30 protein-coding genes are annotated in these 23,742 nt (G+C 50.4%); 23 read left to right on the top strand and 7 right to left on the bottom strand.

Features of this window, described 5'->3' with window-relative positions; all coding sequences use genetic code 11:
• The first annotated feature begins 8 nt into the window (after window positions 1-8).
• The 13 genes from ACAM29_RS07120 to ACAM29_RS07060 all read left to right on the top strand — a co-directional run bounded on the left by ACAM29_RS07120 (window position 9) and on the right by ACAM29_RS07060 (window position 8,523).
• A complete protein-coding gene (locus ACAM29_RS07120) occupies window positions 9-449 on the top strand; it encodes a hypothetical protein (protein WP_369623681.1) in 441 nt (146 codons plus the stop codon).
• An 86-nt stretch (window positions 450-535) separates the two neighbouring features.
• Window positions 536-1,675 (top strand): YaaC family protein, encoded by a 1,140-nt coding sequence (locus ACAM29_RS07115; RefSeq protein ID WP_369623680.1) that lies wholly within the window; start codon window positions 536-538, stop codon window positions 1,673-1,675.
• A gap of 89 nt (window positions 1,676-1,764) precedes the next feature.
• Window positions 1,765-2,196 (top strand): acetyltransferase, encoded by a 432-nt coding sequence (locus ACAM29_RS07110; RefSeq protein WP_369623679.1) that lies wholly within the window; start codon window positions 1,765-1,767, stop codon window positions 2,194-2,196.
• 95 nt (window positions 2,197-2,291) lie between these two features.
• Window positions 2,292-2,765: a murein L,D-transpeptidase family protein gene (locus ACAM29_RS07105; protein ID WP_369623678.1), complete on the top strand. Its 474-nt coding sequence runs from the start codon at window positions 2,292-2,294 to the stop codon at window positions 2,763-2,765.
• 100 nt (window positions 2,766-2,865) lie between these two features.
• Entirely contained in the window at window positions 2,866-3,231 is a 366-nt protein-coding gene (locus ACAM29_RS07100; RefSeq protein ID WP_369623677.1) for a hypothetical protein, read from the top strand.
• 130 nt (window positions 3,232-3,361) lie between these two features.
• Window positions 3,362-3,643: a hypothetical protein gene (locus ACAM29_RS07095; RefSeq protein ID WP_091826914.1), complete on the top strand. Its 282-nt coding sequence runs from the start codon at window positions 3,362-3,364 to the stop codon at window positions 3,641-3,643.
• Window positions 3,644-3,735: 92 nt separating this feature from the next.
• A complete protein-coding gene (locus ACAM29_RS07090) occupies window positions 3,736-4,215 on the top strand; it encodes a DUF3916 domain-containing protein (RefSeq protein ID WP_369623676.1) in 480 nt (159 codons plus the stop codon).
• A 65-nt stretch (window positions 4,216-4,280) separates the two neighbouring features.
• Window positions 4,281-4,577 (top strand): hypothetical protein, encoded by a 297-nt coding sequence (locus tag ACAM29_RS07085; RefSeq protein WP_369623675.1) that lies wholly within the window; start codon window positions 4,281-4,283, stop codon window positions 4,575-4,577.
• Window positions 4,578-5,228: 651 nt separating this feature from the next.
• Window positions 5,229-6,011: a class I SAM-dependent methyltransferase gene (locus tag ACAM29_RS07080; protein WP_369623674.1), complete on the top strand. Its 783-nt coding sequence runs from the start codon at window positions 5,229-5,231 to the stop codon at window positions 6,009-6,011.
• A gap of 88 nt (window positions 6,012-6,099) precedes the next feature.
• The gene (locus ACAM29_RS07075; protein WP_369623673.1) at window positions 6,100-6,459 is read left to right on the top strand and encodes a hypothetical protein; all 360 of its coding nucleotides are present in this window, start codon (window positions 6,100-6,102) and stop codon (window positions 6,457-6,459) included.
• Between the two features lie 336 nt (window positions 6,460-6,795).
• Window positions 6,796-7,413: a hypothetical protein gene (locus ACAM29_RS07070; protein WP_369623672.1), complete on the top strand. Its 618-nt coding sequence runs from the start codon at window positions 6,796-6,798 to the stop codon at window positions 7,411-7,413.
• A gap of 95 nt (window positions 7,414-7,508) precedes the next feature.
• Window positions 7,509-7,865: a hypothetical protein gene (locus tag ACAM29_RS07065; RefSeq protein WP_369623671.1), complete on the top strand. Its 357-nt coding sequence runs from the start codon at window positions 7,509-7,511 to the stop codon at window positions 7,863-7,865.
• Between the two features lie 46 nt (window positions 7,866-7,911).
• Window positions 7,912-8,523 carry a hypothetical protein gene (locus ACAM29_RS07060; protein ID WP_369623670.1) on the top strand — a complete coding sequence of 204 codons (612 nt, stop codon included), beginning with the start codon at window positions 7,912-7,914 and terminating at the stop codon, window positions 8,521-8,523.
• Between the two features lie 133 nt (window positions 8,524-8,656).
• On the opposite strand, the gene ACAM29_RS07055 is transcribed toward ACAM29_RS07060, so the two are convergent.
• Window positions 8,657-9,847: a midcut-by-XrtH protein gene (locus ACAM29_RS07055; RefSeq protein ID WP_369623669.1), complete on the bottom strand. Its 1,191-nt coding sequence runs from the start codon at window positions 9,845-9,847 to the stop codon at window positions 8,657-8,659.
• Window positions 9,848-10,116: 269 nt separating this feature from the next.
• Between ACAM29_RS07055 and ACAM29_RS07050 the strand changes: the two genes are divergently transcribed.
• The 4 genes from ACAM29_RS07050 to ACAM29_RS07035 are packed head-to-tail and all read left to right on the top strand — an operon-like array spanning window position 10,117 to window position 13,872.
• A complete protein-coding gene (locus ACAM29_RS07050; RefSeq protein WP_369623668.1) occupies window positions 10,117-11,766 on the top strand; it encodes an ABC-F family ATP-binding cassette domain-containing protein in 1,650 nt (549 codons plus the stop codon).
• Window positions 11,767-11,790: 24 nt separating this feature from the next.
• Entirely contained in the window at window positions 11,791-12,423 is a 633-nt protein-coding gene (locus ACAM29_RS07045) for a LysE family translocator (RefSeq protein ID WP_369623667.1), read from the top strand.
• A gap of 40 nt (window positions 12,424-12,463) precedes the next feature.
• A complete protein-coding gene (locus ACAM29_RS07040) occupies window positions 12,464-12,955 on the top strand; it encodes a GNAT family N-acetyltransferase (protein WP_091826923.1) in 492 nt (163 codons plus the stop codon).
• Window positions 12,956-13,011: 56 nt separating this feature from the next.
• Window positions 13,012-13,872 (top strand): helix-turn-helix domain-containing protein, encoded by an 861-nt coding sequence (locus tag ACAM29_RS07035; RefSeq protein ID WP_369623666.1) that lies wholly within the window; start codon window positions 13,012-13,014, stop codon window positions 13,870-13,872.
• Here ACAM29_RS07035 and ACAM29_RS07030 read toward each other — a convergent pair.
• Window positions 13,834-14,427, bottom strand: coding sequence for a LysE family translocator (locus tag ACAM29_RS07030; RefSeq protein ID WP_091826925.1), 594 nt, complete (start codon window positions 14,425-14,427; stop codon window positions 13,834-13,836). The genes ACAM29_RS07035 and ACAM29_RS07030 overlap by 39 nt on opposite strands.
• A 184-nt stretch (window positions 14,428-14,611) precedes the next feature.
• Between ACAM29_RS07030 and rimO the strand changes: the two genes are divergently transcribed.
• Together rimO and ACAM29_RS07020 are read left to right on the top strand one after the other, a co-directional pair.
• Window positions 14,612-15,943: a 30S ribosomal protein S12 methylthiotransferase RimO gene (gene rimO, locus ACAM29_RS07025; protein ID WP_369623665.1), complete on the top strand. Its 1,332-nt coding sequence runs from the start codon at window positions 14,612-14,614 to the stop codon at window positions 15,941-15,943.
• 102 nt (window positions 15,944-16,045) lie between these two features.
• The gene (locus tag ACAM29_RS07020; protein WP_369623664.1) at window positions 16,046-17,263 is read left to right on the top strand and encodes an EAL domain-containing protein; all 1,218 of its coding nucleotides are present in this window, start codon (window positions 16,046-16,048) and stop codon (window positions 17,261-17,263) included.
• On the opposite strand, the gene ACAM29_RS07015 is transcribed toward ACAM29_RS07020, so the two are convergent.
• From ACAM29_RS07015 to purM, 4 genes are read right to left on the bottom strand one after another with little or no spacing between them, the layout of a single operon-like run.
• On the bottom strand, window positions 17,191-17,472 hold the full coding sequence (locus ACAM29_RS07015) for a YfcL family protein (RefSeq protein WP_091826927.1): 282 nt from the start codon (window positions 17,470-17,472) through the stop codon (window positions 17,191-17,193). The two genes, ACAM29_RS07020 and ACAM29_RS07015, sit on opposite strands and share 73 nt — an antisense overlap.
• Window positions 17,469-18,179, bottom strand: a complete 711-nt coding sequence (locus ACAM29_RS07010; RefSeq protein WP_091826928.1) for a DUF3108 domain-containing protein — start codon at window positions 18,177-18,179, stop codon at window positions 17,469-17,471. The genes ACAM29_RS07015 and ACAM29_RS07010 overlap by 4 nt, the downstream gene beginning before the upstream one ends.
• A 14-nt stretch (window positions 18,180-18,193) precedes the next feature.
• Window positions 18,194-18,841: a phosphoribosylglycinamide formyltransferase gene (gene purN / locus ACAM29_RS07005; protein WP_206841150.1), complete on the bottom strand. Its 648-nt coding sequence runs from the start codon at window positions 18,839-18,841 to the stop codon at window positions 18,194-18,196.
• Window positions 18,842-18,843: 2 nt separating this feature from the next.
• The gene (purM, locus tag ACAM29_RS07000; protein WP_369623663.1) at window positions 18,844-19,899 is read right to left on the bottom strand and encodes a phosphoribosylformylglycinamidine cyclo-ligase; all 1,056 of its coding nucleotides are present in this window, start codon (window positions 19,897-19,899) and stop codon (window positions 18,844-18,846) included.
• A gap of 147 nt (window positions 19,900-20,046) precedes the next feature.
• On the opposite strand from purM, the gene hda reads away from it, so the two are divergent.
• From hda to tcdA, 4 genes are read left to right on the top strand one after another with little or no spacing between them, the layout of a single operon-like run.
• A complete protein-coding gene (gene hda / locus ACAM29_RS06995; protein ID WP_369623662.1) occupies window positions 20,047-20,769 on the top strand; it encodes a DnaA regulatory inactivator Hda in 723 nt (240 codons plus the stop codon).
• Complete coding sequence (locus ACAM29_RS06990; protein ID WP_369623661.1) at window positions 20,766-21,497, top strand: TIGR01621 family pseudouridine synthase; 732 nt, start codon at window positions 20,766-20,768, stop codon at window positions 21,495-21,497. The genes hda and ACAM29_RS06990 overlap by 4 nt, the downstream gene beginning before the upstream one ends.
• Window positions 21,498-21,532: 35 nt before the next feature.
• The gene (locus ACAM29_RS06985) at window positions 21,533-21,757 is read left to right on the top strand and encodes a hypothetical protein (RefSeq protein ID WP_242530158.1); all 225 of its coding nucleotides are present in this window, start codon (window positions 21,533-21,535) and stop codon (window positions 21,755-21,757) included.
• Window positions 21,750-22,547: a tRNA cyclic N6-threonylcarbamoyladenosine(37) synthase TcdA gene (gene tcdA, locus ACAM29_RS06980; RefSeq protein ID WP_175527653.1), complete on the top strand. Its 798-nt coding sequence runs from the start codon at window positions 21,750-21,752 to the stop codon at window positions 22,545-22,547. The genes ACAM29_RS06985 and tcdA overlap by 8 nt, the downstream gene beginning before the upstream one ends.
• Window positions 22,548-22,869: 322 nt before the next feature.
• Here the strand turns inward: tcdA and ACAM29_RS06975 are convergent, their stop codons facing one another.
• The gene (locus ACAM29_RS06975; protein ID WP_369623660.1) at window positions 22,870-23,697 is read right to left on the bottom strand and encodes a helix-turn-helix transcriptional regulator; all 828 of its coding nucleotides are present in this window, start codon (window positions 23,695-23,697) and stop codon (window positions 22,870-22,872) included.
• Between the last annotated feature and the right edge of the window lie 45 nt (window positions 23,698-23,742).

Raw genomic sequence — 23,742 nt, 5'->3', positions numbered from 1 at the left:
GCACACTTATGGATGAGCAACCTATTTTAAATTTAGATGGATATCTTTTGGCCCTGAGAAGACTCAGTGGGAATCGATGTGATTTATGGGCGGAGATTTTCGATATAAGCGGTAACGTAGAGGACGACTTTCGAAAGCATCTATCAGATCGCCACGTGGCTCTCATTGATTTTTCGAATATCGGTTACAAAGAAATAGATGAGGTTCTGGAAAAGCATTCGTTTTCAATGCTCCGCATTGAAGACGAGTCTATTTTAAAGCTATTTTCTTGGGATATCGTTGAATATATTCAAATGTCTTATCGACTTATAGAGCCTGAGATAGACCCTATATCAAACAATCAGGTAGTGCTTGCTAGAGCGGAATCAGATTTTCACGGCAGGTATGTATATATTGTTATACCTGTGAAAAATAAAGGCATAGCTATGGGGCTGGCAACCCGTGCTTAACAAAGCAAAGCAGCGGAGCACAAGCAAAAACGCTTGTGCTGGACCTCACGCTGTTTGCGGCGTTATACGAAAAGAGAGTGCTCTGAGTGACTAGAGTTAGAGATCAAAAGGTTGGGGAGCTATTGAAGGTCAAGGGGCGGCCCATAAAGTTCTCGCGGCACCTTGTAAAAAAAGGTGATCGTAGGTTTGGGTTGCAAACTAGAATATTTGCAACTAATCCTTGGTCTGTAATCAGAGGGTCCATCAAGAACATTGATGATCCAGTAGCTAGAAATCAGGCTAATTCATTTGTAGAGCAAGCCGAGGATTTCTATAGGGCTTACCAATCTGCTCATGAAGTATCGTCTAAGCCGCTGCTTGTCTACTATTCTCTTATGAATTTAGTAAAGGCTTTTGGCTTATACAAAGAAGTCATGTATGAGTATGGAAAAGCCCAGCATGGTTTGCAGGAAGGCATTCATCCTAGAGGCGCTGAATTTCAAGATTCATTTCTAAAGGCATTCAAATCTAGAACTTCAAGTATCAATATATTTGGTGACTTCTATCAAGCGTTTACTGGCGCCCCGATGGCCACAAGCGAGCGTGTTTTTGATCTTAAATATATTCATCCTCAAATCTTACAGGACCATCGCTTATGGGCAGCTGCTAATGATGTTGAAGAAAGATTTGTAGAAATCGAAAGAATTGATTTTTTACATGACTCAAACGATAAAAAAATATGGGTCGTTCTTAATATTTTTGCAGATGATTTAACAAGATTCGGTATATCAAGAAGGAAGCTGGTTGATGAGGCTGGTCTTGAAGGGATGTTTCACAACGTTAAATCAGAAGAGTTTCATCGTGATAGACTGCTTCTGAAATTTGAACAGACTAACCCTATGATTTACACAGGTAGGCCAAGCGATAAGTTAGAAGCTCTAGTATCGATTTTGAAAGATGAAATTTGGAGTGCGGTGCTCAGAGCACCTCCGTACAGGAAAAACTACTTGTATCTGTCTCCTGCTTCTGAAAAAAAGGATCGTATACCGCAAATACTATCTATATATGCCTTTATTTACTATTTAGGTTCGGTCACGCGATATAGGCCATACTTCTTCGATACACTTTTATCTCAAGAGCAAGGAGCTCATATCGAAGAGCTAATATCCAATATTCCACAGCAATTTCTATTTCTGTTAGCAAGTGAATTTGCGGGTAGAGAGGTCGCGCATGCCCCTATCGTATAACAAGTCAATCAACTACGCGCCTTTCAGGCGCCGGGCGCAGCAAAGCTGCGCCGGTTATTGAGGCGTTAAATTTTCCATCGGATTTAGTGATGAATATTGAGATCGTAGAAAAAGCAGATCATCTTAAGCTGATAGAAGTCTGGGAAGCGTCGGTCAGGGCAACGCATGACTTTCTGGCTGAAGATGATCTACAGGAGTTAAAGCCGTTAATTCTGGAGCAGTATTTTGACGCAGTTGATTTAAGGTGCGCTAAAAACAGTAACGGTGAAATTCAGGGATTCTGTGGGGTGCATGACGGTAATATTGAGATGTTGTTCATCTCACCTGATGCACACGGAAAAGGCATTGGTGCTATGTTGGCGGCCCATGCTATCAAAGAGCAGGGAGCATCAAAGGTCGATGTAAATGAGCAAAATGAGCAGGCGCTGGGTTTTTACCAACATATTGGCTTTAAAGTGATAGGTCGCTCACCAGTTGATGGTCAGGGTAAGCCATATCCACTGTTGCATATGGCGCTATAAAAATTTAACAAGGCACAGCAGTCGCTCCCATTGGTCGCAGGGGCCGCCAAAACGCTGCGTTTTTTTTCCGGCCCCTGTGTACGGCGTTATATGCTATGAAATGTTTACTGATACTTCTCGCGTTGATTTCATTCCAAGCTAATGCAGATGTTGATCTAGTGCGGGTCGATAAGTCTGAGAGGAAAATGTATCTGCTGTCCGGCGGTGAAATAGTAAAGGAATACCATGTTGCACTTGGCGCTAATCCTAAGGGGCCGAAGGAACAAGAGGGTGATGAACGGACGCCGGAGGGTGAATACACCTTAGACTACAAAAAGGAAGATTCATCATTCTATAGAGCAATGCACATAAACTATCCAAATCAACAGGATATAGCGCATGCTGAGGAATTAGGCGTTTCTCCAGGTGGGTTTATCATGGTTCATGGTCAGCGTAACTGGCTAGGCTGGATTTCTCCAATTTCTCAGCGCTTCAATTGGACGAATGGGTGTATTGCACTGACGAACGATGAAATAGATGAGTTCATGGAGTTGGTTAATGTCGGTACAAAAATTGAAATTAAGTGGTAATGCATATAACAAAGCGTTGAAAATCGTTCGCTTTGCTCACTGGGGCTTCAAAAGCTACGCTTTTTCGGCCCTTTAACTACGGCGTTATGAGTGATTTTCTATGAATGTGACAAGGAAGCCTGTTCATATATTTTTCATTGAGCACTTGCTGTATTCGGTGTATCTGTTCATTTGGTTGGTGTTGGCGGCTTTTGTCATACCAAAATTGTTGGTCCGCTACGCCAATGTCGTGCCGCCAGAGGTCGCAATTTGGGTTTTACCAGCGTTCATGATGATCCCAATAATTGCAGTACTATATTTTTGGCTTCCTTATAGTGCAGTTCGGCTTTGGGTTGCTGCAGGTAACCACAATGACGGTATCGGGCAGTATGCGTGGCGTGTGTATGCTGCTGGTATCTTCTTAGTGTTTGGTTTTCATGGGGTGATGACGCTGTTTTCTGTCGGCGAATTTTTTGAACTCGTCTAGGCATCCCATAAGGCTAGGCGGTGTGTCATCCCATCATAACAAGACACAGCCGTTCGCGGCCGCCGGACGCTCGTTAGGCTGCGCACCATAGGCGCCGCTGAAAAATGGATTTATGATAAGAGGAATAATGATGAAAAATTTTGAAGAAATATATATCAAGGATATTGAAAAGATATTTAGCACAGAAAAAAGAGTTAATGTTTTTCTGAGAATAGGTGCAGTAGTAATGACGCTTGGATGCTTAATTATATTTACTGAATCATTCTATGAAATCTTGCATGGGTCTTGGAAAGACGAAATATCTTTAGGTAATCTATTAGATATGCTCTTCATAGGCTGGCTATTTTGGCCGATGTCGTATGTTGCAATAAAAGGTAAAGGCCCTAAAAAATGGTCGCCATATTCTTATTAAAATCTCATAAATAGGATTTTAACTGAAAAAACATCATGCGAAGAATCAGTGTCAAGCGCCCAAAAGCAAAAGTACGTGGTGTAGAAAGGCGAATGAGAGCCCTGGATAAATGGGCGGACTCTTTTGATGGCTATTTTCCCTCCGAGTACTCACAAGAGAGGTATTGGAATTGGAAACTGCCCGTCTTGGATAGGTTAGTGGAGCCTCCGACGACAAGTGATGAGATACAGTCGCGCTGTGCGCAGGCAATACTTAGAGCAGCCAAAAACCTACTTGAGGCAAAGCCAAAAGAATATGACCAAGCGGTCGTTTCAGCCTTAATAACCTACCCAGACATGTTTAGTAGTGAGATTTGTATATTTTTTGACAGAGAATATTTTGATTCGTTTTTTGACAGGAATAGTGAATGGCAGTCTTTAAGTCCCATCCCCAATAGGAAGCTCTCAAAATTGTTAAGCCTAGAGGTGCCGTCTCCATTCATTCAGTCAGGCTATCTATACCAGATAAAGGACGAATGGGAAGGCGAAGTCACCACTTACGAGGGGGAGTGGTGGTCATTCTATGCTCTCTAGAACGGTTAATAAATCACAGCATCGGGCGCCACTGACGTGGTTCCGGTGTGCTTGGTGTTAAGTGTATGAGCTACATATTTTTTTACATATTGAGAGTTATAATATTCCTACTGTTTTTGGTGGGCACACTCGCAACAATAAATTCCTTGATTTTTCCGGGGGTAGGATTTTTTATTGGTCTTTCGGCTACTTGTTGGTTTTTGTGGAATGTGACGATTTTGCTGCTTCCTAATAATAAAAAAGGTATTGAAGGCTTCGATAAGCTTCAATATTTTAACTCAAACTTTAAACGCACCATACCATGGATGGCAGGGGGAGTAATATTGGCGGATTTTGGGGGAATTATATTTGGCACTTGGTAAGTCACTTCTCTCACGACACTCAGTGCTAATGGGGCTTTGGTAGCTGCGCTGCCTCCTTGGCATAAAAATATGGTGTTAGGTGTGTTTATGGAATGTATATCGATAGCTCCGATTATATTTATTTGCTTGTTTCTATTAGTATTCGTTTTCTATCCAATATGGGGTGCTTTTGAGGGTTTTCTACCAAACAATAGAATGTCGAAAGAAATTCGGTTAACATTTTCTTCGGGTATAGATTTTATGCATAAAGAAATATCCGCTATGAGTTTAAGATCATTATTTTTGCTACTGGTCTATCCCTTCGCAGCACCTTGTATGGCGTCGGCAGCCTACCCAAAAACAGCGTTTGCATTAATTGTGGCGGTCATAATATCTGCGAATATATTGAGAGGTTACGTATGTACTTAACCCGGTGCATCAACTGGACTGTACAGTTCTTCCGGTTGAGTGGATGCCTCGATCAAATTCAGACGAGGTAAAAAATACCAGCGTAAAATAAGCACAAGAAAACACAGTATTATACGAATGAGTTCACGGCCTAAGATGTTAAGCTTGTGCTCTGGTCTATTTGATTCTGGCAGAGTATGAGTCAATACGCATAACCAAAGTGTCTACTTTCTGTGGGTAGAACAAGCGATTTGGGAGAGAGAAGTGCAGGAATTTGATTACTTAGAGATGAACCGCGCAGGTTGGGATAGGCGTGCAGTAGCTCATTTCGGCTCTAGTTTCTATGACCTGCCGGGCTTTCTGGCAGGTGCAACCTCTCTTCGTGAAATCGAGTTGTCAGAGCTTGGGGACGTGAACGGCAAATCTTTGCTGCATCTACAGTGTCACTTTGGCATGGACACGCTGTCGTGGGCTCGCAAGGGAGCAATTTGCACGGGCGTTGACATATCGCCGGTTGCCATTCAGAAAGCCCAGAGCCTGGCTCAGGAACTCAAGTTGAATGCAGAGTTCGTATGTACAGATGTTTATTCTTTCAAACGCTCAGGCCTAACCCCATACGATATCGTGTTTACTTCATACGGCGCACTTTGCTGGCTACCAGATTTAAGTCGATGGGCTGAGATTGTCTCTTCAAATCTTGCAGTTGGCGGTTGCTTTTATATTGCGGAATTTCATCCTATCTATGACCTTTTGTCAGGATATTCGTATTTCACTCAAGTGCAACCTGATGTGGATGAAGAAGGTACGTACACAGAAAATGGCTCAGATGCGATAGTCAAGCTTGCGACTTGGGCACACCCAATGTCTAGCGTTATTAACGCATTGATTAATGTTGGCATTCAAATTGAGCGTGTAAGCGAGTATCCGTTCAGTCCATACAACTGCTTCGAGGGTATGGTTGAGCATGAACCGGGTCGTTTTTACCTGAACCACAAAGGAAATGATATTCCAATTGTCTACAGTATAACTGGGCGAAAAGTCGCCTAACAACTGTTATATTGGGTTGATTATAAAAGTGGGCATTCGTCTGTGGATTATGGGGTAGAATAATCCCACACAAGAAGTAGATATATTCATGAAATGGAAACGAATCGTTTTTTATTTATCTTATAATATAATAAATTTAGGTTGCTTTATTATATGTTTTTATTTTACTACCACCATAAGATCTGATGGGCCGGGTGGTTTTTTTGAGCTTATAATTAAAGTTTGGGTTTTGGCTTTATCCACAGCATTTTTGGTTACTGGCCTTATTTTTTCTGCAAGAGTATATTGTGATAAAAATCCGCGCATTTTTTATTTTTTCGGCTGTATTTTAATTAGCGTGCTATTGTTGTTTTTTTCTACGATTGGTGTTTTTGAGGCGTGTAGTGATGGTAAAGGCTATTGCCGTAATTGGCAGATAGTTGCTATTTATCCTAGCAATTGGCTATAGCCACCACTTGTGGCAAAGACTGATTTTTTGAATATGACCAATGTTACCAAAATGCCAGATAATAATAAGATAATTATTTTTTTCGAATATTAACATCAAGCTTGGTGAACTTTATTTTTATTTTTTGGAAATAAAAGTATTTATAAGACTAATGCTATTGTGGCATTTCGTACCAGCGGTGAAAACGCAAATATCCCAAGGTTTTTATGAATCAAATGACGGTTCCACTTGTAAAAAATCCTGATGTTATTACTAGGTTCATGGTAATGATACGGATTTATTCATACAGGGACCAACATATGACCACCGGTCTTTGATGGCGATATCAGGAATACTATGATATATATCATGCTTTTAACTGTGTTCGTAGCGTTACTCGCGATATTGGCTCTAGTCGTTTATGCATTTAATAAATTGCCACGCTCTTATTTCTTCTTTTTATTTTTTACTCTTATCACAAGCCTTATTGTGGCCTTGAAAATATATGAGAGAAACTTCAAATTAAGTGTTGTTCCGGATGCTCTTCAGGTTAACTCTATTGCTTATAGTAAGGAGGAATCTTGGGGTTTTGGCCCAGGTGGTAATGAGGCAGGTATAAGGGTTTATCCACTGTCTGAAAAAATATCTAATCAAATTAAAAAGCTTGGTATTGAGTATTTTGAAACTCTACCTGCAAATGAAAACCAGAAAAATAGACGGTGGCGTGGGATATACGACTCATGGAGTGAAACGCCTGTAAAAGAGGAACAGTATTGGAAATATGATGAAGGAGGGCGGCTTGATGTTTATGATTATATTTGCAGATATGGTTTTTGTATCAATATTGATGAAGATGTTTTGAGGCAAGCAACCGATATAATCAATAGTGAAGGTAGTTACTATGCCTATGGGCGTATTGGTTTAATTGTTATAAGCCCAAGAGAAAACATTGTTTTATATGTATATAATGGGTAACAATATGCTTAATAATTCCAAAAGTCGATAACATTTATAGTTAAAAAATATTTCTATATGGTGCTATATTTAAATTATATATTATGGAGAACAGTATGGATTCCAGGGATCTTAGTGACAATGAAATACTCGATATTGTAAAGCCGTTGGCTGAGCATACCGAGAACGCATGGAATGAAAAGAACTATAATGAGTTTATACGCTATTTCTACGAAGAAAGCCCCTCGGATACTTTCCCTGAAGAAGATTTTAAGCGGCAGATTGAAGAAAATTATGATATATATGGAAAGCACACAATAGCAGATTTGGTGGCTATACATAGAAATCCAGATCATGTGATTGTGTTGTGGAAGGTTGAACTGGAAAAGCGAAAAGAGCCAGGGCTTCTGATCTACGGTTTTAAGGAGCGTGCTGGACAGGTTTTAATTGAAGGCTGTGCATACCACGCGTAAGAATTAATAGTAACGGCGCTACCCAGAATTTTTAAAGGACTAACGTATGAAAATCGGTTCAACCATTGCAAACACCATTTCTTGTTTTTGTGTGGCTGGAGTTCTTTCTGTTCCTGTCTTTGCGGGGGATGGTGCAGCAGGTGCAACAGAGTGTAGCTATAAACAGGCCCAAGATAGCATGCTCCGGTTTAACAATGTCATGCAAGAGCTGAATCTGGAGATAGTAAAGCTGCAAGCGGCTGGAAAGCCTATTCCCGAGAGTCTACACGGAAAGTTGACTCAGATGGTGGATGAGTCCACGCCATTGAATGTGATGATGGGCGAGATACCCAGCCCTGAGTCGATACAGGCATCTACGGCGGTCGATCCGACCATCTGTCAGGGATACGAGGGACTGATTGAAGCCTATGGCGGGAATTCGGCCGGTGTCGTTCAGGTGCACAAGAATGCGGAGTGCGACCAAGGTTCGCTTTGGACTCGCTATGGTGAGGCGATGCAAGCGGTAACTCGCGCCTTTCAGGAGCAGCGGATCACACGTGAGGATGTTGATCAATTCCGGGTTATGGATGTTCAAATCGGGCAGTATTCCACGACGAACCTTGGCAAGGCCTGTGAGATTCTTGAAGAGTACGAGTCTCAGGTGAGCGCCATCCAGTAATGGTAATCTCGGTCAATCGGGGTCTCAATAGGCACTTATCCGTCGCTGAACGGCAAGGATAACTGCGAAGCACGCACACAGGGCATGACCAAGAAGTTAATACTTATGGTCATGCCCAATCTTCGGGTTTAACTTATGGGCTGAGGACCTCCACCGCTACTGTGCCTGTACTGCTGCCTATACTGTTCTGTATCTGATAATCGAATGTGTATGTGCCAGGCACTGCAGGGTTCACAAGATCGAATGAGCCGTCTGAGTAGACGGTAATTGTACCTCCGGCAAACGGGCTGGAAGTGTTGGGTATAAGGTCTGCCGATACGCTTGCATCACCGCCCCCCCACTGGCTCAAGCTGGCTGCCGGCGTACCGAGGGTGTCATTGTTGAGCAGCCCGACGCCGGCTCCTATATTGAGTGTGACTCCGGCATCTGTAGAGTATTCATTACCGCTTCCAAGCGTGGCTGGGGTGTCGTCTACAGCGGAGGGCAAATCGCCGATCTGGACTGACACCATGCCGATGTCTGAGCTGCCATTAGCAGAAGCCATCTCGTAGTACACTGCTACAGTGCCTGCGCCACTTGTGCCATTGGCAAGAGCCGAGAATACTCCACTACTGGTCATGGTAACGTCCAGTGTCCCACCAGCTACAGGAAGACTGAGCACCGTTGTGCCATCGGCACTGGTACTGCCAACAGTGGCGCCCGAGCTTCCAAACGACAGCACGCTGATCGGTGTACCAAGATCGTTACCGAGCACATTGATCTGTACGTTGCCGCTATTTGTGACTGCCGCCATATCGTCGATGGCCTGGGCCGGGACGGGTGACACGCAGGTAAAGCTGGTCTGGCAGATTGCACCATTTTCCAGTGTGTTGCCTGCAAGGCACTCGGAAATGGGGTTATCGGATACGCAATAGGTCTCCGGTGCATTAACAGAGCGTATTTCCAGCGTAATACCACTGGTGTTGCGATAATCCTGTGGCCCGATTGGCACTGCTACGCTGCCTCCCTGTTGCTCGGACAATTCTGTCGTTGCAGGGCTTGCCGTTGTTTCTTGAATGTATACGCCGCTGGATACCGCGGTTACGGTACCACCTACTGTTAGTAACAATCCGAGTATTTGTTGTGTGCGATTGCGACTCAGCTGGCGCAAGCCAACAATCGCAAGGATGATTCCAAGTGGTAACAGCAGCAGCGAGGGAATCGGAATCGCATGAGCAGCCCCTCCAGTTCCTACAGGGCCGTAGGTTAGGGTGCCTGCAGCAAGTGCAAGCAATGGGTTCGCTGCAATCGGCAATGGCAGCATCCACATCCAGTTTTTTTTCATCGCTTATGCAGCCCTCCTGTGGCCTGCTAGAATATTTGATAGGTTTTTTTTGTGTTTAGACTGACGCAGAAAGTTAACCAGCATACCCCCTGAGCCAGTAAGCTCGACTGCGTTATTGTTCATTTTCTTCGGTGTTGTACAATATATAGCCTGTTTATTCCAATATGAGGTGTTTGTCCAATGCGCCATTGATGCCGCCGTTGTTGTGACGGCCAGTCTCCATCAGCCCCTGAGAGCAGGGGGAGTTCTTGGCATCTTTGGAATACAGCATGACGAAGATTAATCTCGTAGTGAAAGACATGTCTTTCGTTCTGCCGGACGGCAGGACCCTTTTCTCCGCTCTGAATGAGCAGTTTGATTTGCGTCCAACAGGGTTGGTGGGGCGCAACGGTGTTGGTAAAACTGTACTGGCAAAGTTACTGGCCGGATTGCTGGAGCCCGGTACCGGTTATTGTCGGTGTGCCGGTAGCGTGCATTACCTGGCGCAACACGTGGGTCGTTCAAGGGGTTCTACAGTGGCCGACTTGGCAGGAGTCAGGCACCGACTGGATGCACTGTGTCGTATTGAATCAGGCAGTATAGCCGCGGAAGATTTCGAGGCGCTGGGCGATCACTGGGATCTGCGCAAGAGGCTCCAGAATGAACTTGAACGCAATCATTTGGGCCACATGCATGCCGATACACCGGTCGACATGCTAAGCGGCGGTGAGGAAATGCACGTTTCTCTGATTGGGGCCATGCTGTCGGATGCGGATTTCTTGATTCTGGATGAACCGAGCAACCATCTTGATCGTCCAAGTCGGCAGGCGTTAATCGAGCAACTGCAGCGTTGGTCGCGAGGGCTGATCGTGGTGAGCCACGACAGGCAGTTGTTGGAGTCGATGGAACGTATCGTGGAGTTGTCCCCCCAGGGGCTGCGCAGCTATGGAGGCAACTATTCATTTTACGTCGAAACCCGTGCGCATGAACGACAGAGCGCCCAGCAAACACTTGATGAATGCAAGCTTGAACGGCAACGTCAGGAACGAGTAATGCGGAAGCACAGCCTGCGTCAGGAACAACGGCAGGCACGTGGCAACCGGCAAGGAAAAGAGTCGAACCAGGCTAAAATACTGCTGGATCGGCAAAAAGAGCGCAGTGAGGTGTCATCAGGTTCGCTACGCCAGAAACAGGCCATTACTCGAGCGCGACTTGATCAACGTGTACGGGAAGCGGCTAATCATGTTGAAGATGAATCGCACGTAACCCTGCATGCGATCCCCGTGACGCGGATTGCAAAACGCTGTGTGGCTGAGCTGGATAATGTGATATTGCCGCATTTGGAAGGGGATACCCGCACAATAAGCTTGACCATAGGCGGACAGCAGCGTATCGGTATCATTGGCCCGAATGGTTGTGGCAAATCCACGTTGCTGCGAGTGCTTGCCGGTAAGGCTGTGCCCGTGTCTGGGACATGCCTTGTGACACCTGAGTATGCATATCTTGATCAACGGCTGGAGCAACTTGATTCAGAGAAAACTGTGCTGGAACAGCTTCAGATCGCCAATCCCACAGCGACGGAGAGTGATCTGCGTATGCGCTTGTCTCAAGTAGGGCTTGAAGCGCACAAAATCACGACACCCAGTGGGTTGCTCAGCGGTGGTGAGCGTCTTAAAGGAGCACTTGCCTGTGTACTTTATGCTGACTCGCCACCGCAGCTACTGTTACTGGATGAGCCAACTAACCACCTTGATTTGATGTCAGTACAAGCATTGGAAATCATGCTGCGGGGATATAAAGGCGCTCTGGTGGTTGTGTCGCATGATGATGTTTTTTTGAAAAACATTGAGCTGACGGATCACGTGTGTGCGACTGAGCATGGTTGGCGTTTGCAGTGCCCGTCATTGTCTGGCCTTCACCCATCTGAGATCGTGCATTAGGTTACGCCAAATAAGGTAAGCACCATGGATATTTCGAACATACTGCTATTTTTGTCGATTGCGTTTATCGCAACCATTACCCCAGGCCCGGCCATCCTGCTTGCGACTTCACACAGTCTTGCCTATGGGGTGAAGCGCTCGGTTTTCACGATACTGGGAAATATAACCGGTTTATTCATCATGTCGGCGATGTCTGTTGCCGGTCTCAGCGCAATTATCCTCGGATCGGCGCTCTTGTTCTCGGTTGTTAAATTTGTTGGTGCAATCTATCTCATCTACTTGGGAATCAAGCTTTGGCGAAACGGGTTCGCAACGGTCAAAAGCTCGGGCTCTGCAACATTGCAAAATGCCAGTCGCATGAAGCTGTACTCAAGTGGACTGGCTGTTGCGCTGAGTAACCCCAAAGCCATCGCATTTACAACGGCTCTGTTTCCCCAATTCATAGCGCATGACCAGCCTGTGCTTTTCCAATTCAGTATTCTTGTCGGTACCTTCATGCTCTTGTCGTTCTGCTGCATACTTGGGTATGCGTATGCAATTCATACAACTCAGAAAAGGTATTTGGAGTCACGACACAATTACCTGGGGAAGGTTCTGGGGGGAGCGTTCGTTGCCTCTGGTATCGCATTGGCCGGCACATCACATAGAGCAGTATGACAGCCTGTGCTGCGTATTTTTAGGACAAACAGGATGGAAAATGAATATTGAAGTTGTACGGGCTGATTACGAGAACAGTCGACACCAGTTGGACATCCCGTTTCTGCTGAATGTCTATGCCTGCGATCCGATGGGTGGCGGCGAGCCCCTGAAGGATGATGTGATGTGCAACCTGGTGCCGGCGTTGTCTGCCATACCCCATGCGTTCAGTATACTTGCTTATGTGAATGACAAGCCGGCCGGTCTGGTGAACTGCTTTGAGGGGTTCTCAACCTTTGCCTGCAAGCCGCTGATCAATATCCATGATATTTGTGTACTCGGTGAGTACCGAGGCATGGGCTTGAGCCAAAGGCTTCTGGAGAAAGTTGAGGCAGTGGCGAAAGAGAAGGGGTGTTGCAAAATCACCCTAGAGGTACTCAGTAACAATACCGTGGCCAAATCAGCCTATGAGAAGTTTGGCTTCTCCGGTTACGAGCTGGACCCCAAGGCAGGGAGTGCCGTTTTTTGGCAAAAGAATCTTGAAGCTGTTTGATGTGTCTGCCATTTGGCATAGTGGTTGAGGAGTAAGGGCAGGAGTCCTGATTGCATATGACTGATTCAGAAAAGCCTGTTTTCTGGCGAGACAATCGCATGCCATACATTGAGCTGCGAAAAGTGCAGGCGGGCAGAAAGGTGTGTTATGCGCCTCACAGCCACAGGCAGTGGTCCTTGGGTGCCATTACGAGGGGGCAGAGTACGTTTCTGTACCGTGATGAGCAGTATCGAGTCGGTGAGGGCGATCTGGTTATCGTGAATCCGGAATGGGTGCATGCCTGCAACCCGATCGATGATCAGCCATGGGGCTATCTGATGCTATATGTTGATACGGACTGGTTGGCTCGGTTGCGCCACGAGGCCGGCTTGCTGGGTCGGCCCGTCTGGGAAGATATTCCAACAGCAACACTGACGCATCAGCAGATATATGACGGCTACTGCATGATGGCGCAATGCTTGCTTGATCCAGACCGCGCGTTGCTGGAGAAGCAGACCGCCGTTGTTGAATATCTGACGGGATTTATGCAAAGCCTCGCTGGCCATACGGCTGCACCGCAGTCCAAGGCCCCGGACAATCTTCAAGCGGTGGCCGACTATCTCAAGGCGCATGCCGCAACCGCCGACGTGTCCCTCGACAGCTTGTGTGAATGTACGGGCTTTAGTGCCGGTTACCTGATTCGATCATTCAAGCGCCATTTTGGTCTTACGCCACATGCCTATCTGATCAACTGCCGCATTCAGTATGCACAGCAGGCGTTGAAAACGGGGGCGCCGATAGCCGAGGCCGCACTGGATGCCGGCTTTGCAGACCAGCCACATTTTCAGCGTACGTTTAAGCGTTTGCTGGCGGCAACGCCACAGCAATACCGCCGAGGATCAGTCGATCAGCAGATAGATGCAGCTGGCCGCAAGTAGCACGGCAAGTGCTCGATTGATCAGGACCAGTGTGCGGGGGCGCTGGATGAATCGGCGCAGATAGGCGCCGGTGTAGACCCAACAGCTTAACGACAGCCAGCAAATAGGCAGGTAAAGAGCTGCGAACAGGAAGACTTCTCTCACATCCTGACCACTGGTGTAGGCACCGATGCCCGACGCCGAGGCCAGCCATGCTTTCGGATTGAGCCACTGCATGATGGCCCCGGTCATAAAGCCCGGCGCCTTGCTGGCATGTTCTTCCGGCAGTTGGCCGTTATCGCGAAACAGCTGAATGCTGAGGTACAGCAGAAAGGCGATGCCGGCCCAGCGCAGCAAGGTGGCAGCGCCCGGTAGCGCCAGAAGCGCGGAATAAAGCCCCAGGCCAATGGTCATAAATAGTGCTATAAACCCCAGAGTGGCACCGGTCACAAAGATCAGGCCCCTGGAAATGGGGTAGCGGGTACCGCTGCTCAGGCATACCAGGTTCACAGGGCCCGGTGAAATCGATGCGGCAAGCGCAAAGGCGGCCATGGGCAGAATCAATGTGAGTGTCATTATGGTCTCTCTACCAGTGCGTTCGGCCAGAGTGTGCGATAGATGCCGCTTGGCGTATTGAACAAAATTGCACTGCTCGGGCCGATCGGGATAGGGATTCTTCCACCGCTTTGCGCTATAATCGCGACTTTCTTAACCCCTGTCGGCGCTCGCCCTCAGGCTCAATCCTGAACAGTTGATCCCTATGTCTGCACACACACCCAAAGTTGGTTTTGTCAGCCTTGGCTGCCCCAAGGCGCTGGTTGATTCCGAACGTATTCTCACCCAGTTGCGCTCCGATGGTTACGAGGTGGTGCCCTCCTATGATCAGGCGGATCTGGTGGTGGTGAACACCTGTGGTTTCATCGACGCAGCCAAGGCGGAATCGCTGGAAGCGATTGGCGAGGCCCTGAACGAAAACGGCAAGGTGATTGTGACCGGATGCATGGGCGCGCAGGCAGATGAGATTACCAATATCCACCCGCAGGTGCTGGCCGTGACCGGGCCGCAGCAATATGAGCAGGTTGTAGGTGCGGTGCATCAGTATCTGCCCAAGCCCGAGCGCAAGCATGAGCCGTTCATCGATCTGGTGCCACCTCAGGGGATCAAGCTGACACCGCGTCATTATGCCTACCTGAAAATATCGGAAGGCTGTAACCACCGCTGTACCTTCTGCATCATTCCCTCACTGCGCGGCGATCTGGTATCGCGCCCGGTGGGCGATGTGATGGACGAAGCCGAGCGTCTGGTGAAGGCCGGGGTACAGGAGCTGTTGGTGGTGTCGCAGGACACCAGTGCCTACGGCGTAGATACCAAATACCGTACTGGCTTTTGGCAGGGGCGTCCGCTCAAGACGCGCATGAAAGAGCTGTGCGAAGCGATGGGTGATCTGGGCGCCTGGGTGCGTCTGCACTACGTCTATCCCTATCCGCATGTGGATGACGTGATTCCGCTGATGGCCGAGGGCAAGATCCTGCCCTATCTGGACATTCCGTTCCAGCACGCGCATCCGGATGTACTGCGTGCCATGAAACGTCCGGCCGCCAGTGAGAAAACGCTGGATCGCATCAATGCCTGGCGCGACATCTGCCCCGACATCACGCTGCGCTCCACCTTTATCGTCGGCTTCCCGGGCGAGACCGATGCGCAGTTCGAGTACCTGCTCGACTTCCTGGATGAGGCTCAGCTGGATCGTGTAGGCTGCTTCACCTATTCACCGGTAGAGGGCGCGACCGCCAATGCGATTCACCCTGCTGTACCTGCAGAGGTGAAAGAGGAGCGTCTGGCGCGCTTCATGGAGAAGCAGGCGGCCATCAGCGCGCGCAAGCTGCAACAGAAGATTGGCCGCGAGCTTGAAGTGTTGATCGATGAAGTCGGTCTGGATGGCTCCATTGGGCGTACGCAGGCGGATGCACCGGAAATCGACGGTCAGATCTATCTGCTCGATGACGTGAACGTGAAGCCGGGCGACCGGGTGCGTGTGCGCGTAACCGATGCAGATGAGCACGACCTTTGGGGCGAGCGCATCAAGCCCTGAGCTTTGTTTTACCCTGATCCACGCCAAATCCGGGCGCGTAATATGATGGCCCGGGTTTTGCTTATGGGTTAGGCCACATCCCGCATGTTTATCGAGGTTATTATGCAGTATTCACTCTTTCCCTGGTTTCAGCCGATCGTGGAAATTGCCACCGGTCGTGTTGCAGGTTATGAGGTACTGGCCAGACGCAAGGATGAACAGGGTCGGGTTGTATCGGCGGGTGCCTTGTTTCAGGACTCGACGCTACCGGCTGCGGAGCGCCTTCAGCTGGACCGTGATGTACGCCGCCAGGCGCTGAATGCCTTTCTGTCCGCGCCGGAAGATACCTATTTGACCATCAACCTGTCGCCGGAATGGATTGATGCGCTTGATCCGCTGGAGCCCTTGCCAACGCTGGAGATGATGCGTGAGGCGGGTGTGGACCTGAGCCGTGTGATTGTCGAAATTACAGAGCATGGCGGTGGGATTGATCGCATTCACCACTTGGCTCGCCGGTACCGTGCTGAAGGGGTAAGGGTGGCGCTGGATGACTTTGGCACCGGTTTCCAGCAGCTGGATCGGCTGTTGGCCTTTACACCGGATCTGCTCAAAATTGACATGCGCATGTTCAAAAACAGTGCGTTCGGGCACCAGGAAAGTGCACTGCTGCACACTTTGGGTGACATGGCGTCGCGTTTGGGCAGCAAGCTGATTTTTGAAGGGGTTGAAACCGAGGAAGAGTTTTTCCTCGCGCTGCAGTGTAACGCCAGTTACGTGCAGGGCTTTATTTTTGATCCGGCACTGCCCGATTTTCTGGCACCGGATGCCTGCTATGATCGGGTACAGCAGTTGCTGCAGCGCTATCTGGAGCAGATGATCGAGCAGTCTGCGCGGCGGCAGTGGCACTTGGAAGGCATGCAGAGCCAGTTGTTGGCGTTGCGTGATCTGTTGCTGGCGGGTGAGGGGGTTGAGGCTCTCAGGCATTACTGCCCGGATGCGGCGATTCTACGCTGCTTCATCTGTGACCGTCAGGGGCTACAAGTATCGCCCAACTATGAATATCGAGACGGTCAGTGGTGCGAAGATGTGCGGGTGATTGGCCACAACTGGAGCTGGCGCCCCTGGTTCTATCAGTTGGTGGCGGCTGAGGATTATGAGCGGCGGATTCTGCGCTCGGCGCCCTATATGGATATCAGTGGCAACCAGCGCTGCTTTACCCTGACGCTGGCACTGGACCAGCAGCGGGTGCTGCTGGTGGATGTGCTGGATCAGCTGGCCAGCGGTGATCCGATTTCGCCGCAGACTTCGTTCCACAGTGACTTGATGCCGGACTTGTCTTGATCACTGAGCTGATCAACACTGAAGGCATTGTCGAGGCTTTCCTGCAGGTTGTGCAGGAAGGCTTCGCCTGATTCTGGCATTTCGGCTGCAACCAGATTCAAGTGGCTGATCAGGTAGCTGCAATAAAACAGCTCGTCAGGCTTGTCCAGAGCGGATTGCTCGCGTGCCAGAAGGCAGTTCTCGGTTGCGCTGATCAATGCTTCGCTCATGGTGTCTCCAGGTTTTTCAGCAGCAGGGCGTAGGTTTTGCCATCGGATTCGGTCTGCTGCAGACGTACGATCAGATAGTCCAGCTCCGGTGCAAACCAGATCAGGGTTTCGCGGTCGGCATCTTCGCCCCGGTCTCGCATGACACGCACCGTATTGAAAGTGCCGTAGGGCGTCTTGACTTCTTCTTCACCGGTCACCGCAAAGGCGTAGGTCTTCAGCTTGCCGCCATCCGCCACTTGATAGGACATGCTCTGCTGGCCGGCCTTCAGGTCGAGCCGCATCTGCAGCTGATAGCTAAGCTTGTCCTGCGTACCTGGGCCAATCACCATTTTCCAGGGTTTGTCCTTTACCACGGTTGTGACCTTACCGGCGGGCCAGTCAAAGTCGATGTGTGCGCTACGGCTTTTTCCGAGCACCTTGCGGTAGTAATCGTATTTAAGCGGGCGAATCATCTCGCCGCTGCGGTAATTGAAGGACGATGCTTCGCGGATGCCCGCCATCATGGCGGAGGCCTCTGAACTGAAATGCCAGAGACCACCGGTATCCTGCCGCAGCTCGCGCACCGCTTCACCGCTGAGTGATATGCCAAGGTCAAACTCGGTCGTATACACTGCCTTGAATGGCGGCAGAGGGTCGGTGTCGGCGAGAGCGGGTGTGCCCAGCAGTAACAGGGCTGACAGCCATGCTGCCTTGAATTGAAGAGTCATGCAGCCTCCATCGGTCAGATGCCGTATTGGAAACCCGTTGTCGGAAGAGGTTCCCCATCAAGCGTAACGCCGGTATCGGTCAGTGCCAACCGGTTCAGACAAAACCACTCCACCGCCAGCGGGTAGATCCTGTGCTCCAGTGCATGTACGCGCTGCTGCAGACTGTCAGCGGTTTCATCCGCGGCAATCGGGACGCTGGCCTGTACGATCACGGGGCCTCCGTCCAGCTCCTCGGTGACGAAGTGAACGCTGCAGCCGTGCGCTTCATCGCCGGCGTCCAGGGCACGCTGGTGCGTATTCAGACCCTTGTATTTGGGCAGCAATGAGGGATGAATGTTGAACAGGCGGCCATGGTAATGGCGGACCAGTTCGGGTGTCAGAATGCGCATGAAGCCGGCCAGTACCACCAGGTCGGGGCTGTAGCTGTCGATCAGCTCAACCAGCGCCTGATCAAAGGATTCACGGTCGGCAAACTGCTTGTGGTCGAGCAGGCGGGCATCGACGCCTGCCTGCTCCGCCCGGGTCAGGCCGTAGGCATCGGGGCGGTTGCTGATCACCGCCACGATGCTGCCGTTAATCTGTCCCGTGCGTGTCTGATCGAGAATGGCCTGCAGGTTGGAGCCGCTGCCGGAGATCAGTACAACGATGCGTTTGGACGCCATGTTCAGGCTCCCTGACGCAGCTCAACCTGTTCTTCGCCTTCGGCGGCCGCTTCGATCTGGCCGATCAGCCATGCGCTTTCACCTTCAGCCTGCAGCAGTGTAATGGCCGCGTCAGCCTTGTCGGCGGGAACAGCGATTACCATGCCAACACCACAGTTGAAGGTGCGGTACATTTCACGTGCATCCACGTTGCCTTCAGCCTGCAGCCACTGGAATACCGGCGGCAGGGTCCATGAGTCGATGTCGATCACGGCCTTGGCCGAAGCGGGCAGTACACGCGGAATGTTTTCCAGCAGGCCACCACCGGTGATGTGTGACAGGGCATTGACCTGAGATTCGCGGATCAGCTTCAGGACAGACTTGACGTAGATGCGGGTTGGCTCCAGCAGGGCGTCGGCCAGGGTCTTGTCACCCATTGGCTGTTGCATATCGGCATTGGCCACTTCCAGAATCTTGCGGATCAGGGAATAACCGTTTGAATGCGGGCCGGAAGAGGCAAGGCCGATCAGGGCATCACCCACCTGAACTTTGCTGCCGTCGATGATTTCGGACTTTTCAACCACACCCACGCAGAAGCCGGCCAAGTCGTAGTCGTCGCCTTCATACATGCCCGGCATTTCAGCGGTTTCACCGCCGACCAGTGCTGCCCCGGCCAGCTCGCAACCGGCGCCAATGCCAGTGACAACGTCAGCGGCCATGTCGACATTCAGATGGCCAGTGGCATAGTAGTCGAGGAAGAACAGCGGCTCGGCGCCGGCCACGACCAGGTCGTTGACACACATGGCCACCAGATCGATGCCGATGGTATCGTGCTTTTTCAGGTCCATCGCCAGGCGCAGCTTGGTGCCGACACCATCGGTACCCGATACCAGTACCGGCTGTTTGTAACCGGCCGGCAGCTCGCACAGGGCACCGAACCCACCCAGTCCACCCATGACCTCAGGACGGGCAGTGCGTTTGGCGACACCTTTAATACGCTCGACAAGCGCGTTTCCGGCATCAATATCAACGCCGGCATCCTTGTAGCTCAGGGAAGTTTTTTCAGAACCTGTAGACATGGGTGAGTCAACCTTTAAAGCGGGTAAATAACGGTAAAAAATTATTGCGCTAGTTTATCAGGTTGCGGGCGCTCTGTGTTAGAGTTACGCGCGTCATTTACACGCCGTATGTTTTTCCTCGGTATCGCGAACCATAAGACGCTTGCAGTGATTCAAAAAGAGAAAAGCCGTTCTGCTGCACCTGTGCAGTTACCTCTGGGAATAACGCTGCGGGATGATGCCCGCTTCGAGAACTTCGTCTGTGGCCGCAATGGACTGGTGTGCGCTGCACTGGAGAAATCGGTGGCCGGTTTTGGCGAGCAGTATCTCTATCTTTGGGGACATACCGGTACGGGCTGCTCCCATCTGTTGCAGTCCTGCTGCCATGCCTCCGACCCGATCAAGCGCAGCGCCGTTTACCTGCCGCTGGCCGAGCTGAAACAGTATGGCCCTCAGCTGCTTGAAGACTTTGATCAACTGGATTTGGTATGCATTGATAACCTGGAGCAAATTGCCGGTGACCCTGAGTGGGAAGAGGCGATGTTCCATCTGTATAACCGGATGCGCGCCAACGGCCATGTGCTGATTATTGCGGCAAGCCTGCCGCCTGCAAAACTGGGGATTCGATTGGCCGATCTTGAGTCCCGCCTCAACTGGGGCATGGTATTTCAGCTCCAGCCTCTGGATGACGACACCAAGGTGGTTGCTCTGCGTGCACGGGCTCAGGCCCGTGGTCTTCAGTTGGGTGATGATGTGATTCGCTACCTGATGCATCACGGCAGCCGCAACATGGCGCACCTGCTTGTGACGCTGGACAAGCTGGATGTGGCCTCGCTCAGTGCGCAACGCAAGATCACCGTACCCTTCGTCAAACAGGTCATGAACTGGTGAGCCAGCCGGACACCGCGTCTGCCTTTCGCATCATTGAACACAACGCCCGCTTTGTCGTGATCGACAAGGCGCCGGGCATCAGCATGCACAAGGATGATCAGGCGGCCGGTCTGGCAATGCTGCTGGCACAAGAGTTGGGGCAACCGGTCTGGCCGGTGCACCGGCCAGACCGCATGACGTCCGGGCTGGTGGTGTTTGCGCTGTCGGCTGCAGTCGCCGCTGAGCTGTCGGCGGCCTTTGCTGCACAAAAAGTCAGTAAGTTCTATTTGGCGCTGAGCGATCACAAGCCGAGCAAAAAACAGGGCCGTATCGAGGGTGGAATGGTTCGCAGCCGTCGCGGCAGCTGGAAGCTTACGCGTACAGACGAAAACCGGGCGCGTACCGAGTTCTACAGTGCATCGCTCAAGCCAGGCCTGCGCGCCTTTCTGTGTCGTCCCTACACCGGTAAAACACATCAAATCCGTGTCGCCCTGAAAAGCATCGGTGCTCCGATTATTGGCGATCCGATCTATCATGAAAAAACGGATGCGGCGCAGCCGAACGTGGCCCAGCCAGATCGTGGTTATCTGCATGCCTGGCATTTGAGCTTCAGCCTTGCAGACAAGGCCTGTGCCTTTTGTACTGACCCTGACCGGGGTGAGCTGTTCCGGTTGCCCGAGGTGGCAGCGCTGCTGGCGGGTGAATGGCGTGATCCTTTTGCTCTATGCTGGCATGGTACTGCCGGCTGATTTATCATGCGCCTCTTATGAAGACTGATCAAAAAATGAACGAAAATCGTGTGCAGCGGGATTTTTACGCCCGTGACTCTGAGGAACAGCAACTCTTCCTTACCGATACCTGGTGCGACAATTGCCAACAGCTGGGGCTGGGGATGTCCGACCCTGAGGAATACGAGCTGTATGGGCTGGTCTTTATTGAAGGCAAGTGCAATCAGTGCGGCGACACCGTTCTGACCGAACTGACCGAGGATGCGTTCGACGATGAGTGATGTGGCTCAGCAGCGCTTTGGTGGTACGGCTCGGCTCTATGGACTGGACGGGCTCGAACTGTTTCAGCGGTCCCATGTGGCGGTCATTGGTATCGGGGGCGTTGGTTCCTGGGTAGCGGAGGCATTGGCGCGCAGCGGCATAGGCGAAATTACGCTTATTGATCTGGATGATGTGTGTGTCACCAATACCAACCGTCAGATCCATGCCCTCAGTTCCACCGTCGGCCAGTCCAAGGTGGCGGTGATGGCGGAACGTATCCGAGATATCAACCCGGAGTGTCTGGTACATGAAGTAGAAGCCTTCGCGACCCGTGACAATCTGGATGAGTTGCTGCATGACGATCTGAACTACGTGGTGGATGCCATCGACAGCGTGAAGGACAAAGCTGCGGTGATCGCCTGGTGCAAGCGGCGCAAAGTGCCGGTGATCACGATTGGCGGTGCCGGTGGTCAGATCGACCCGACCCTGATTCGCGTTGCCGACCTGACCCGTACCCAAACCGATCCTCTGGCCGCCAAGGTACGCTCTTTCCTTCGGCGCCATTATCGTTTCAGCAGCAGCGGGCGCCGCTTTGCCGTTGAATGTGTCTACTCAGAAGAGCAGCTGCGTTACCCGCAGCCGGACGGCAGTGTCTGTCAGCAGAAGAGCGTGATGGAAAATGGCACACGACTGGATTGTGCCGGTGGTTTCGGAGCCACCACGGTCGTGACCGCAACTTTCGGTTTTGTGGCGGTGTCTCGGGTGCTGAAAAAACTGCAGGAACGTGCCGCCCGCGAGCAATCAGTCTGACATGTAACCCCTCTTGTGGCCGTTGCGTGTCACGTTTCTCGAAATTCAGTCAAAAAAAAACCCTCTTCATCTGAAGAGGGGCAGGCAAAGTGCAAACAACTCAAAACGGCCAGAGTTGGAAATGGGATGCGAGAGCTTGAGGAAGAGCAACGACTCTCGCGGTGCCCTGCGATGCAGGACAAATTTAATATGGCCCTTTTTTGTGCGATGCACAATAGTTTTTTTAGAATAAAATATTATAATAAATAATATTTTTGTGCAGTGCGGAATAAATATAAGCCCTTATATCACAATGATAATGCTCTGATATTGCGTTAAAGCGCTATCGGCCGGTGTGGTGTCTCGCCCGGAAATGAATCTCTTCATTTGTCATATTGTTTTGCACTGCAGCAGGAATGCTTGGATCAAGTTCATCACTGCCGGGGTCTAGCAGTCCGCACATCGCCAGCGCCTTGCGCACTCTGATGCTGGTGCCCAGATACTCATACAGTACCCGTGTGCAGCAGGGCATGCGTTCACTGTTATCAGACACTCCAATGCGCAGTCCTGTCAGCCGGGTAAGTCGGTTACGGAAACTGGGGAAAAGGATTGTCTGGGTCAGCTCATGTCGATTCAGCGTTTCATAATCAACCAGAAATAAACGATCACTAAGCATCACGGCAGCCCCCTGATAGCGGTTGTGGCAGGCTGGTTCACCGGGCTCCGGTTGCATCCGCTCGGTGCGTTGAAACAGGTAGCGCCCATCTCGCTCCTCGATACAGACCAGCGTACGGATCAATTTTCCCGGCGCTGACATCGACAGGTAATATTCGAAATAGTAACCGATATAACGTTCGAGCCCCTGACTGCCACTGCGGAACAGGTGGTCCAGGTGTGCGTTGAGGTTATCTGCAGAAGGTTCGCTGGGTGGCAACGCACTGGGGCGTATCTGCACCAGGCGCTGAAACTGACTGTGTGGCAGCAGAATTTCGTGCACCTCAACCCCAAAAAAATCACAGATACGACGCAGAGTGCCGGCTGAGGGCTTGAAACGTCCGCTCAGGTAGCGATTGAACTGCGGGCGGTTGATGTCGAGTCGGCGGCAGACTTCGGCGATCGATTTGTGATAGCTGCACAGAAGGCGCAGGTTCTGGGCCAGATCCTCGTTCAATCGCGTCACCTCCTGAGGGTTTGTAGTGGGCATGCGCCAAAATGC

Origin of the sequence: Marinobacterium sp. BA1 (assembly GCF_041155135.1) — a bacterium.
Taxonomy (GTDB): Bacteria; Pseudomonadota; Gammaproteobacteria; order Pseudomonadales; family Balneatricaceae; genus Marinobacterium; species Marinobacterium iners.
The sequence above is the reverse complement of the archived record's forward strand: the minus strand, read 5'-3'. Positions and strand labels throughout refer to the sequence as shown.

Bases quoted from the DNA above. Each gene is read 5' to 3' on its own strand.
- ACAM29_RS07120 (WP_369623681.1), top strand. From the start codon at position 9: ATGGATGAGCAACCTATTTTAAATTTAGATGGATATCTTTTGGCCCTG.
- ACAM29_RS07110 (WP_369623679.1), top strand. From the start codon at position 1,765: ATGAATATTGAGATCGTAGAAAAAGCAGATCATCTTAAGCTGATAGAA.
- ACAM29_RS07105 (WP_369623678.1), top strand. From the start codon at position 2,292: ATGAAATGTTTACTGATACTTCTCGCGTTGATTTCATTCCAAGCTAAT.
- ACAM29_RS07100 (WP_369623677.1), top strand. From the start codon at position 2,866: ATGAATGTGACAAGGAAGCCTGTTCATATATTTTTCATTGAGCACTTG.
- ACAM29_RS07095 (WP_091826914.1), top strand. From the start codon at position 3,362: ATGAAAAATTTTGAAGAAATATATATCAAGGATATTGAAAAGATATTT.
- ACAM29_RS07090 (WP_369623676.1), top strand. From the start codon at position 3,736: ATGAGAGCCCTGGATAAATGGGCGGACTCTTTTGATGGCTATTTTCCC.
- ACAM29_RS07085 (WP_369623675.1), top strand. From the start codon at position 4,281: ATGAGCTACATATTTTTTTACATATTGAGAGTTATAATATTCCTACTG.
- ACAM29_RS07075 (WP_369623673.1), top strand. From the start codon at position 6,100: ATGAAATGGAAACGAATCGTTTTTTATTTATCTTATAATATAATAAAT.
- ACAM29_RS07070 (WP_369623672.1), top strand. From the start codon at position 6,796: ATGATATATATCATGCTTTTAACTGTGTTCGTAGCGTTACTCGCGATA.
- ACAM29_RS07065 (WP_369623671.1), top strand. From the start codon at position 7,509: ATGGATTCCAGGGATCTTAGTGACAATGAAATACTCGATATTGTAAAG.
- ACAM29_RS07060 (WP_369623670.1), top strand. From the start codon at position 7,912: ATGAAAATCGGTTCAACCATTGCAAACACCATTTCTTGTTTTTGTGTG.
- ACAM29_RS07055 (WP_369623669.1), bottom strand. From the start codon at position 9,847: ATGAAAAAAAACTGGATGTGGATGCTGCCATTGCCGATTGCAGCGAAC.
- ACAM29_RS07050 (WP_369623668.1), top strand. From the start codon at position 10,117: ATGACGAAGATTAATCTCGTAGTGAAAGACATGTCTTTCGTTCTGCCG.
- ACAM29_RS07045 (WP_369623667.1), top strand. From the start codon at position 11,791: ATGGATATTTCGAACATACTGCTATTTTTGTCGATTGCGTTTATCGCA.
- ACAM29_RS07040 (WP_091826923.1), top strand. From the start codon at position 12,464: ATGAATATTGAAGTTGTACGGGCTGATTACGAGAACAGTCGACACCAG.
- ACAM29_RS07035 (WP_369623666.1), top strand. From the start codon at position 13,012: ATGACTGATTCAGAAAAGCCTGTTTTCTGGCGAGACAATCGCATGCCA.
- ACAM29_RS07030 (WP_091826925.1), bottom strand. From the start codon at position 14,427: ATGACACTCACATTGATTCTGCCCATGGCCGCCTTTGCGCTTGCCGCA.
- rimO (WP_369623665.1), top strand. From the start codon at position 14,612: ATGTCTGCACACACACCCAAAGTTGGTTTTGTCAGCCTTGGCTGCCCC.
- ACAM29_RS07020 (WP_369623664.1), top strand. From the start codon at position 16,046: ATGCAGTATTCACTCTTTCCCTGGTTTCAGCCGATCGTGGAAATTGCC.
- ACAM29_RS07015 (WP_091826927.1), bottom strand. From the start codon at position 17,472: ATGAGCGAAGCATTGATCAGCGCAACCGAGAACTGCCTTCTGGCACGC.
- ACAM29_RS07010 (WP_091826928.1), bottom strand. From the start codon at position 18,179: ATGACTCTTCAATTCAAGGCAGCATGGCTGTCAGCCCTGTTACTGCTG.
- purN (WP_206841150.1), bottom strand. From the start codon at position 18,841: ATGGCGTCCAAACGCATCGTTGTACTGATCTCCGGCAGCGGCTCCAAC.
- purM (WP_369623663.1), bottom strand. From the start codon at position 19,899: ATGTCTACAGGTTCTGAAAAAACTTCCCTGAGCTACAAGGATGCCGGC.
- ACAM29_RS06985 (WP_242530158.1), top strand. From the start codon at position 21,533: ATGAACGAAAATCGTGTGCAGCGGGATTTTTACGCCCGTGACTCTGAG.
- tcdA (WP_175527653.1), top strand. From the start codon at position 21,750: ATGAGTGATGTGGCTCAGCAGCGCTTTGGTGGTACGGCTCGGCTCTAT.